The sequence below is a fragment of the Prevotella sp. HMSC077E09 genome, assembly GCF_001814685.1.
GTDB classification, from domain to species: Bacteria; Bacteroidota; Bacteroidia; order Bacteroidales; family Bacteroidaceae; genus Prevotella; species Prevotella oris.
Genome location: NZ_KV817574.1, coordinates 1 through 10,225, shown reverse-complemented (window position 1 = coordinate 10,225; position 10,225 = coordinate 1). Strand labels below are relative to the sequence as shown.

The 10,225-nt window shown below is 35.9% G+C and carries 9 protein-coding genes, 1 rRNA gene and 1 CRISPR repeat array; of the genes, 1 reads left to right on the top strand and 9 read right to left on the bottom strand.

The window, feature by feature from the left end; genetic code table 11:
* Positions 1 to 2 precede the first annotated feature (2 nt).
* Positions 3 to 420: a CRISPR direct-repeat array (repeat unit 30 nt; unit sequence ATTTCAATTCCAATAAGGTTCAATTATAAC).
* A gap of 212 nt (positions 421 to 632) precedes the next feature.
* From cas2 to cas6, 8 genes are read right to left on the bottom strand one after another with little or no spacing between them, the layout of a single operon-like run.
* A complete protein-coding gene (cas2, locus tag HMPREF2983_RS08575; protein ID WP_004373516.1) occupies positions 633 to 896 on the bottom strand; it encodes a CRISPR-associated endonuclease Cas2 in 264 nt (87 codons plus the stop codon).
* 4 nt (positions 897 to 900) lie between these two features.
* Positions 901 to 1,917 carry a type I-B CRISPR-associated endonuclease Cas1b gene (cas1b, locus tag HMPREF2983_RS08570; RefSeq protein WP_070667747.1) on the bottom strand — a complete coding sequence of 339 codons (1,017 nt, stop codon included), beginning with the start codon at positions 1,915 to 1,917 and terminating at the stop codon, positions 901 to 903.
* Positions 1,914 to 2,432, bottom strand: a complete 519-nt coding sequence (cas4, locus tag HMPREF2983_RS08565) for a CRISPR-associated protein Cas4 (RefSeq protein WP_070667746.1) — start codon at positions 2,430 to 2,432, stop codon at positions 1,914 to 1,916. The genes cas1b and cas4 overlap by 4 nt, the downstream gene beginning before the upstream one ends.
* Before the next feature lie 57 nt (positions 2,433 to 2,489).
* Positions 2,490 to 3,548, bottom strand: a complete 1,059-nt coding sequence (locus tag HMPREF2983_RS08560; protein ID WP_070667745.1) for a CRISPR-associated protein Cas7 — start codon at positions 3,546 to 3,548, stop codon at positions 2,490 to 2,492.
* A gap of 10 nt (positions 3,549 to 3,558) precedes the next feature.
* On the bottom strand, positions 3,559 to 4,854 hold the full coding sequence (locus HMPREF2983_RS08555) for a hypothetical protein (protein WP_070667744.1): 1,296 nt from the start codon (positions 4,852 to 4,854) through the stop codon (positions 3,559 to 3,561).
* Positions 4,855 to 4,857: 3 nt separating this feature from the next.
* Positions 4,858 to 6,993, bottom strand: coding sequence for a CRISPR-associated helicase/endonuclease Cas3 (locus HMPREF2983_RS08550; protein ID WP_070667743.1), 2,136 nt, complete (start codon positions 6,991 to 6,993; stop codon positions 4,858 to 4,860).
* Positions 6,990 to 7,556: a hypothetical protein gene (locus HMPREF2983_RS08545; RefSeq protein ID WP_070667742.1), complete on the bottom strand. Its 567-nt coding sequence runs from the start codon at positions 7,554 to 7,556 to the stop codon at positions 6,990 to 6,992. Before HMPREF2983_RS08545 ends, HMPREF2983_RS08550 begins: the two co-directional genes overlap by 4 nt.
* A gap of 15 nt (positions 7,557 to 7,571) precedes the next feature.
* Positions 7,572 to 8,342 carry a CRISPR-associated endoribonuclease Cas6 gene (gene cas6, locus HMPREF2983_RS08540; protein WP_070667741.1) on the bottom strand — a complete coding sequence of 257 codons (771 nt, stop codon included), beginning with the start codon at positions 8,340 to 8,342 and terminating at the stop codon, positions 7,572 to 7,574.
* A 598-nt stretch (positions 8,343 to 8,940) separates the two neighbouring features.
* Between cas6 and HMPREF2983_RS08535 the strand changes: the two genes are divergently transcribed.
* Positions 8,941 to 9,645: a hypothetical protein gene (locus HMPREF2983_RS08535; RefSeq protein WP_070667740.1), complete on the top strand. Its 705-nt coding sequence runs from the start codon at positions 8,941 to 8,943 to the stop codon at positions 9,643 to 9,645.
* 294 nt (positions 9,646 to 9,939) lie between these two features.
* Here the strand turns inward: HMPREF2983_RS08535 and rrf are convergent.
* Positions 9,940 to 10,052, bottom strand: a 5S ribosomal RNA gene (gene rrf, locus HMPREF2983_RS08530).
* Between the last annotated feature and the right edge of the window lie 173 nt (positions 10,053 to 10,225).

Here is a 10,225-nt window from a genome sequence, read left to right as displayed (position 1 = left end):
ATATTTCAATTCCAATAAGGTTCAATTATAACCAGAATTGACATTGACATTACCACCAATAAAAGGCAATTTCAATTCCAATAAGGTTCAATTATAACCAGGAAACGAAACGAACTCGAAATGCATACCTATATTTCAATTCCAATAAGGTTCAATTATAACTCCGTCGTGCGCTGCCGTGCCTACGTGGAGAAGAAATTTCAATTCCAATAAGGTTCAATTATAACAATTATCGAAGTTGCAGATGCTCATCATCACTCGATTTCAATTCCAATAAGGTTCAATTATAACTCGTCGGCGAGGGAGGCTATGGCCATAGCAAGGAGATTTCAATTCCAATAAGGTTCAATTATAACCAGGAGCTGCGCAACACAAAAAATCCCGTTGTGAATTTCAATTCCAATAAGGTTCAATTATAACTCACTCTTTTAAAAGAGATAAGTCGAATAAACACTAATGTTTTCAGCAATACAAAGGTAATAAAAATCACTGAAAAAATGTCGATGCCCAATGATATATTTTCCATAGAGCATCGACATTTCCTTTTATATAAGGTGTTTCAAGAAGTCAAAGAGCGATATGGGCATCTACGGGAAAATTAAAAGGACACCTATTCCTACACATCGACAACTTTACAGAAAGTTCTCTGTTGACATTCGCTCCTTGCCAAGAATATCCTTACTCATATGATAACCCTTTTTATTAGAGAATATTATCACACTATCCTCTTTTTTATCAATTAAGTTTCCTATCTTATACTGCAACTCCCGCAGTTTAACTTCTGACAGTTCGCCTTCAAACACAGAATTCTGTATCCAACAAAGATATTGCCGACACAATTTCAGCATTTTACTAACACGCTTCTCTGCCACATCATAAATCAGGATAACATACATACAATTACCAATACATCTTAAAGGGTTTATATTCTTCTATCCCGAGTATATCTTTCAAGAGCTTATAACACTCAAGTTTTATCAGATGGCGATAACTCACATTACGCCCCAAGGAACGATGACGGAATGTTTCATTATAACGTTCCTCCATGGCTGCAACAAAAATCTTTTTCCCTTTATCATTTAGAAGGCAACGATTCAATTTCCTATCAAAATGACTCTTTTGAAGCGCACGTTTATTGAGTACTTTGAATATGACCCGATCAACTATAATCGGTTTGAAGATTTCAGATATGTCCAAGCATAAAGAATAACGGCGTTCTCCTGGCTTATGCAAAAAACTAATCGTAGGGTTCAGTTGTGTTTGATGAATTGCGCGCAGCGTTTCTGTATAGCACATCATATTACCAAAAGAAACTAAAGCATTCACTTCATTCTCGGGAGGTTGCTTCGTGCGACTGCCAAACTTGAAATCATCAAGTACGATATCAAAAGCAGAATAATAAATTCTACGAATATTCCCTTCTATTCCCATCACTTCTTCAACAGTTTTCGCTTCAGGAAGAGTTTGTGCAAATTCCTTCATTTCGGCAATCTGCCCTTCAAGTTCTTTTCCTCTCCTATTATAATAGTTCAAATTCATCACCATATTCCATGCCGCACCTTGAATGAACTTTCTTGCCAGCTCTACCCGTTTTTTCGAACTTTGATATGTTTTTGCCTGTGCTAATAAAGCCTTTCCCGAAAGCAGTCCTGCACGAGGCATGAAACTCCCTGTATAATTCTCATAATAATCGAAGAAATGAACAGGCACATCACGTTGTCCCAGGAAATTATATAGAGAACTATTCGCTTTCAAACTACCAAAAGCATATAATTCAGCAACATCCTCTATCGGAATAAAACGAGATGGTTGCTTCGTTTCATTTCCTTGTTCATCTATGCTAACAGGCGTAAACTTCAATGTATTGTCTTTACGCTCCATCAATCCCGGATTAAACAAATAGAAGCTCCTTTTCATAAATCTTCCTCCATCTCATTTGAATAACAGAACTCAAAATAGCTACAATTCTTACATAGACCTTTCTTCACTATAGGAGGGCATAAATCCAGTTCTATAATATTACAGATATCTTGCCGAATTAAAGCAATATTTTCGCGATCCACATCTGTCAATACTACTTCCGATGTCTTTCTAAGCTCAGGATATTCCAATATTCCTTTCACCCCATTAATACCATGCTGTTCGAAAACATACATATAGTATTTCAGCTGCCATTCATGCGCCTTAGCAACCTTATTCGACTTTTTAATCTCATGAATAACTTTATTCCGAGCATCATAGTAATCTACTTTTATGCCATCTATCGCAACTTCTTCATACTTCACCGAGCGCTGCGGATAACTATCTTCATGTACCAGTTTGCCTTCATACACCAAGTCCGAATTATGTTCCATGTTTATGCCATTCGCAAACAGCCACAACTTTCGCCTACAAAGCTGATAATAATTAAAATGAGTTCCGGTAATAAACATAAAATTTATACTTTAAGGCTGGCAGACATTCTTTATATGTCTGCCAGCATATCGAAATCAAAGCTGCTTTTCGTAATCAAATGCACGCATTAATTCAATTAGCCTTTGTTCTGCTTTTTTAAGAGCATCAACATTCTCCGACTCTGTTTGTACATAGGCAGCACAAGGTAATGTAACAAAGACATCTGCGCCTACAGCTTCATCAATAATGGGTATAGCTTTAGGATTCTCACCATTATCAACTAACTTTGCTCGAATCGATGCAGGAATACTGCTCGCATTATCACTAATGGCGACAGCCAAAGTTTCCATTAGGCTAAACGTCCTCGATTGATTGGAGGTAATACGCCAGTTAATAAGACCATGTGCTAAAGCTGGAATAATTTCATCTCTCTTATCCTTTGGTAAAACTAAACATCTACCAAAGATGTTTTCACTCTCAATCCAACCGTTCTCTTTTAGTTCTTCTATCTTTTCCTTAGTTAATTCTGGTTCGTGCTGATTGACCGACACACAAAAAAGTGTTCTTAAATCTATAGCTACATCTGCAACAAACAAACCGCTTGCACGCTTATTGTCAGGAATCCAATTTCTACGTGGCAATGTTCGGTTATAATCCTGTAAATACTTTTCAACCTCTTCTTCGGTTAACACTCTATCACTACCGGCAACACGTACATTAACTGGATGATAATCGGGACGGTCACTTCTATCAAATGTAAGATTTTCTTTATATAAACCACTCAACAAGGGATGAAGTGCCCGCATTGAAGATATAGATAATGGGCTGCGACGTTTTAATGTAGGCCCATCTCCAGCAGCTTTCATCCAACCACCCAACAACTGATCTATATAAGTTGGATCACAAGGCGACCATGGCTCTTTATTTTCTAATTCTTTTTTTGTATTTATATTATAATTAAATGTAACAGGAGCCATTGGAACATTTAATTCATCAACAACCATTTGCAAAATAGAACGCTTTACTTGCTGTCCACTTGAATATGGAACAGCTCTATTAAATTGTGGATCATAATAACTTTTCTGACCATCAGAAACACAGAATACTGTGTGATCGGCATGCTTTAATGCTCTTAAATAAATGTACGGATTCATAGTTAATTAGTTATTTATTATTATTAATTTCTGCATATCTGAACCTTACTAATGTAAGAAAATAAGGAACATTTTCTGTTGGCATTGTATTCACTAAAGAAGCAATTTTGGTTATCACATCTACCTCTGTGGAATTACCAACAATTTCAACCAAAGATTCGATAAAGTTTTTCTTGTTTGTAGCCTTAAGCACCTCATCAACTTTACGAGAATTAGAAGTTTTACCTTGTTTATTTCCCGTTGAGAAATTCTGCAACACTGTTGCAAACTCCAGGGCCTTTGCCCATAATTCTTCATTGTTTAGCATAGCTATAATCCATGTAATATATGTATGAAATAAAATTGTTTGCTGTTGATTCTCTTGCTTATACTTCGGCATTTTTTTAGCCAAAATATAATCTCGAAGTCCTTTCGGTTCCATTGCTGATAATCCAACAACACCTCTTTCACAAGCTTTTTGCAAACCGAATGCTGTCCCCCACAAAGGCTCTGCCTTTTCCCGTTCCATTTGAAAGAGTCTATCATAAAAATCAAAAGAACGGCGTATCTGACTTAATACGAAAGGTATAAAGCCTATCGTTGTATTCATCTGTCCGAATCCATAGACATACCCTAACACCTTGGGGTTCGTATAATGCTGACATATTCTGATTAGCAGTAATGTCCAAGATTCAACTTTAATCCCCATAACTCCCGCTTTTTCTTCATAAGGATCAAGATGTGTAAAAGGATTTTTAGGGTTAAAAAGTCGCGAATATTTATGTATCAACCATTGAGTATTCCATGCTGAGGATAATTGATTTCCCTTCAATGATGGAACTTCATCTAATAGTTTACGATAAACGGCCCAACCTTCAAATATATCCAATAGTAAAGCAGGTTGATCAAAAAGAATAGATATTCCTCCTTTCACACCTAATCCTAAACAGGCACCTATCCAAGACAAGTAAACATCTTCTGCAGTAATAGATAACTCCATATTCGTTACTTGTCCAGAAGTAGTAGCAAAGCCTTTCTCTTCAGAAGCAGCATATCCCAAAGCTACACTTGCATCTTGACTGCCCATAAGTATCTTTTGATGAAATTCTGATAACTTCTCTCTACGCTCTTCACTTGTAAGAGTTTCAACTCTCTGTCCCTGTTTCATTTGCACAAAAGGAGAATTTTGAACCCATTGCAAATATTTTGGAGAATCCAAAACTAACGGGAAGAATACTTTATCAAAAAACTCTTTGGCAGTATAATTCTTCTCATATTTTACATTATACGCCTGCAAGAATATTTTTCCTATATTTGTTGTTACCATATACTAAATGATTTCAAATGATTGATAATATTCTGGGTTAACATAATCTATCAATAATCCCATCTCTTCAGAGTAAGCTCTATCTGGAATTATATAAGGATGATGTCCCTGTTGGGATACGTCAAGTTTTTTATAAGCAATTGCCTTATAGCTGATAGGGATTTCAAATTTAATTCTTTCATTCGGATGTCCTTGTTCATACAATTCTCTATTATTTTCCACAATACAAACTGCCACATCTATATCTAAAGTTTCTAATAGTGCAGACTTACCATGATGACATAACTGCTTAATTTGCCATTCCCCATTAACATAAATAGCCCCACTGTAATCTATATTAGCAACTTCTATCTGTGGATATACTTTATCTAACATTTCCTGCACATGCATTTCTTCAAGAATACAATCAGAAGGAAGTGCATCATAACTTCGTCTCAAAACATCAAGATTGTAAGGAAGAGCATCACCTTTTTCCTTGGGAGGTTTTATCACATAAATATCTTTATAATGCCCGATTGTCTGCTTTGTGCGTTTACGATTTATTCTGCCAAAACGTTGAATAAGAGCATCTATGGGTGCACACGCTGTAATCATTAAATCGAAACTTATATCTAAACTTACTTCTACAACTTGAGTAGATACTACGATACAACTTTCATCTGACATATTAAAATCTTCTTTCAGTGCAGTTTCCAATCGTTGTCTGTCTTGACGTTTGAACCTACTATGTATCAACATCTTCTTTACATTAGGATATAAGTCTGAAAGAATTGCATAAAGCTGTTGAGATTGTTTTACTTGATTACAAACTAACAACACTTTATTACCACTTTTGAGAGCATGATCTATTATACCATAACCATCTTCCCAGTTATTTATCTTATGGATAATATGCCGATTGAACGTTTGCAATATAGGATTAGGCAAAGATACTTCATATACATGAGTTGGTCCCCCTAACAGCGCTAACACTTTCTTGTATAATACAGTTGGCATTGTAGCAGTACCAATATGAACTCTACAATCCAAAACTAAAAGAATCTCAATAATACGTAGCACTATGGATTGAATTTCTCCAGAATAAGTATGGATTTCATCAAGAATAACATCACAACCACGAAGATCTTCTGCCATAGCCTCATACCCTTTAATGCCAAAAACTATAGAAGACATTTGGTGGGGAGTCAGCACCTTTACAGAAGTTCCTATATGACGCTGCATAATTTGTTCTTCTAAACAACAATCCTCAACTTTAAGTTCTGAGGTGCTATGCAATAAATGAATCTGAGCACCAGTATCGCCAATATCACTCTTAATCCGATCATACATAGCATTGATAGAAGCCTGGAATGGAAGCGTATAAAACACTCGACCTTTACATCTTCGTAAAAGAAAGTCTGTTTTTCCTGCTCCTGTTGGTGCCGTAACAATAGTATGTAGCCGACGATCTACTGTTGAAATCAAAGATAAGGGATATAAGTCGTTCTCCCGATTATAAAAAGTTAGATTGGGTTTTACAAACAACTTCTCCAAATTCGTTTCAGATTTTTCAGACAAGGCTGAAGCATAATGGTCGGCTGCCATTAAAACTCCTTTCCACCGAGAACAGCCGTCATTCATTGACCAACAATAATCAACTGCATAGTCATAGTTATCTCTAGCTTCTTCGACTGATATTTCACGTCCTTGTATTCCCAAATCCTCTAATATCTCTAAAGCAGGGATACGCCAATCTTGAAACCCACAGATATGCGTCTTAAAACAATCTCTAAGATTATCGTCTAAATCAAGCAGACCTTTATGACTGACATCGTTAAGCGTAGATTTATGATGAGCGATAATCATTTCTAATACCTCAGGACGTTCCTCCTCTTTTAATAAAGACAGAAAAAATAAAGATGCAATTTCATGGCGGAATATAAAATGCGGAGGACGAACATAACCATACTTTAACTGTGCTTGAAATAGTGGACTCACCTTCCCTATATCATGCAGTATCGCACCTTTACGGGCTAAAGATTCATTAAGTCCACCATTCCGTGCAATGACCACAGCTGCAGCTGCAACCTCTTGAAGATGGGCTGCTAATGGAATAGTTCCCATACCCTCATGCTTCGCTAAAATGTATTCATGTGTCATAGACTAAATACAGGCTTTCCACTAATCTCTAACCAACCATACATGGGACTATTATTATCAAAGCGATTGAATCCTACTAAAAACGATTCATTTGATTTGCCAAAACGAAGTTCAAACCCCGATAACTCTGCGAATTGTTCTTCTGATAATTCCAACAATTCTGGCATTGGGAACAAAAGATCTTCATTCCTACACAGACAAACATGCTGCAGAGAAGCTCTTTGTGCTAAAGTCTTATCGGGAAAACATAAATAAAGTACAGGATTAAGCATCACACCTCTATTCAATATTGACTGATTACGCACCATACGCTTCTCCTTTGTTTTATTTTCCCAACCACGAGCTTGCGTTTTCTCCATTTGAATATCTATTGCATCATAACATAATTTATGCCTCATGATATAATGAATTCCTACCTCATTTAAAAGTTCCGGAAATAATTTCTTTTCTATTCCCTCTATAATAGAAGGAGTTAAAAACTGCTGACTGTAAGTAAGTGAATCTCTTACTGCTGTCCATGGTTTGATAAAACCAAAAACGCCTGTATACTTTACTACATACATAAACACCTTATTTAATCAAACAACCTCTATCATTCCAAATCCCATACCTGTTTCTTCGCCTAACCCTGCTTCATAGGCAATATGCATCAAAGGTGACGGTAACGACATAGAAAATATAAAATCATAGCCCCTCACACGAGTTTCACCTTTCGTATTAGCTTTTATGGTTATCAGCTTCTCCTTAGGACTACTTATCAGATTTAAACGACAGAACACCTCGCCATCATATGGCTCGCCATGAACAGCATGATAACGAGAAAGTAATCCGTTCAGTAAGGCTTGTTCATAAAGAGGACTCTCTGGACCTATATAAACTGTTTTATTGTCCTTATGCAATTTCACACAGATAGGGGAAAGTGTTCTAAACCTGCATTCATCTGAAGGACTAAAAGGAGCCTGAATTTCAACATCAACCACATCCAAGGCTACCCGATAATCCTTATTCCCAATCACTACATGCTGATTGGCAAACAAACCATGGACAAACTCAGCTGTGCTCTTCTCTGGCAGGAAACTGACATACCATTCTATCTTATCCCCTATGACATTAATACACTTTATATCTCGCATAATACGATATTTCTTAAATTGAAAACGCGAATAACAGAACAACTTGAAATGCTTTCCATTATCAAGCTGAAAGCCATTATCATGCAACCACGCCGAATAAGCTTTATCAGCATTTGACAATATCTTATATATGACCGCAGACTGTTCATACTGATAGTTGATTGGCAAACAATCACCCTGACTGCGGTCTATACGAAAAGTTATCTTAAATCTCATGAAATGAAGGTTTATAGATTATTAATAATTTCAAGCATCTAAGATACTCTTTTATTCAATAACTTCAAAATAATTTCGCATTTTTCTTATAAATATCTTAACAAAAAGCCAAATTTAAGGTTATTTCATTGAATTTTCACATCTATCTATATTACATTCCACAGAAAGAATCTATTCTCAAGAATCCCTCTGGCAGCACTTATAAATTAATATCTTTGTATGACAAGTAATATCAACTCTTATCTCTATGTTAAACTTTTAAAGTTTTTCAAAATTACAGCTCTAAGAATGGCATTATATTCTGCAATATACCTAAATTTGCCATATTCAAACTAAATAGATAAAACTTTGACCGTGAAAGATATACCGAATGAACAAGACTGTAATATTAAACTAAGGTTTAATATGGAAATTCTTATAAATGCTGTAAAAGATAACATGAAAACATAGATAATTTACCAAAAGCTTTTGGAGATAAGAGTTTTTCATTGGCTGTAGATAAGTCGCATACAGAAGAAGCTTGAAGAACTCTGAAAGATAGATATTGATTTACTGTTTAGAATACAAAAGATAGTTATCTGATTTTTTAATATTGCCTATGAAAAGAACCCCTTGGGAATTCTATCTTGACCTAAAGTGTAGAAGCCTGTATAAGAACAAATATTTAAAAGGAAGAGGTTTGACTCCAAGTCAAATTGTAGAGATAATGCGAAAGTTTAAGGTATATATAGATAGAATAAACCAATCTCCCATTAGCGTACGTGTGCGTTCTGCTGAAAGGGTCACACAACTTGTGTATATTCTCAATGGAGTATTTAATAACGAATGGAAAAATTATATCAAGGATAGTTATAAAGACATGCCTTATTATTTCTATGATTATGCAAAATTCGTAGACCTTATAATAGACTGTAGCGAAATGCTTGTTTCCAAAACTAAACTTAAAGATTTGTATTGGCCCGACGGCTCACCTATAAAAATAGAAGATTTTTCTAAAGCTTCAAAAGCTAAACACAATCACATAAAATTGACAATAGATGGGGTAAGCAATACATATCCTGGTACTAATGCCTTAATAACAATATGTAAATATATAGGGGTCATAAAAGTCGCAGAAGTAAATCTTACAACAAACGGTTTAAAGTTGCTTGTGAAACATATTCCAATGGGAAAAGAAAATAAATATATGGAAATAGGAGATGGTTGGTTTATATGCACCTATTGTGATACGAAAGTAAAGTTACGCCTAATCAAGATTATTACTATCCATTTTCATCAAAATATAAATGCTGAATTAGTTTAAATACAGATCAATACTTCCAATAAAATTATTTTATTCCATTCATCTTGTGTTGATAAAGTTTTCACTCTGAAGAAGAAATAACTGATTTCACCATGTAATCTGCGTCAAATCACACTCCAATCTGCATCAGAACAGCATGCAACTTGACGCAGATTGTAAGGCTTTCCGACATGGATTGATTTTCCCTCTCACATGAAGAACATCGAGAAAACATAAGGGTCAAAGTCACAGGAAAATGAGCAGGCACAAAAAAAGGAGCCCCGGGGACATTGTATCCTCGGGGCTCCGGCTGAAAGGAGGCGGCTACCTACTCTCCCGCATTGCATTGCAGTACCATCGGCGCAAGTGGGCTTAACTTCTCTGTTCGGAATGGGAAGAGGTGGGACCCCACCGCAATAACCACCTGATGTCTCGTTTTCAGTTCACAAGTCTGTTTCAGTTGACGTGTTGACTGTTGACTGGTTGACAAGTTATTTGTCTTCTTGTCTTATTTGTCGCTTTTATTTTATCAAGCAACCCGTTTACTTGTCCACTGTCTACTTGTTAACTGACTAACAATATCTCCACAAGCAAAGCTGTA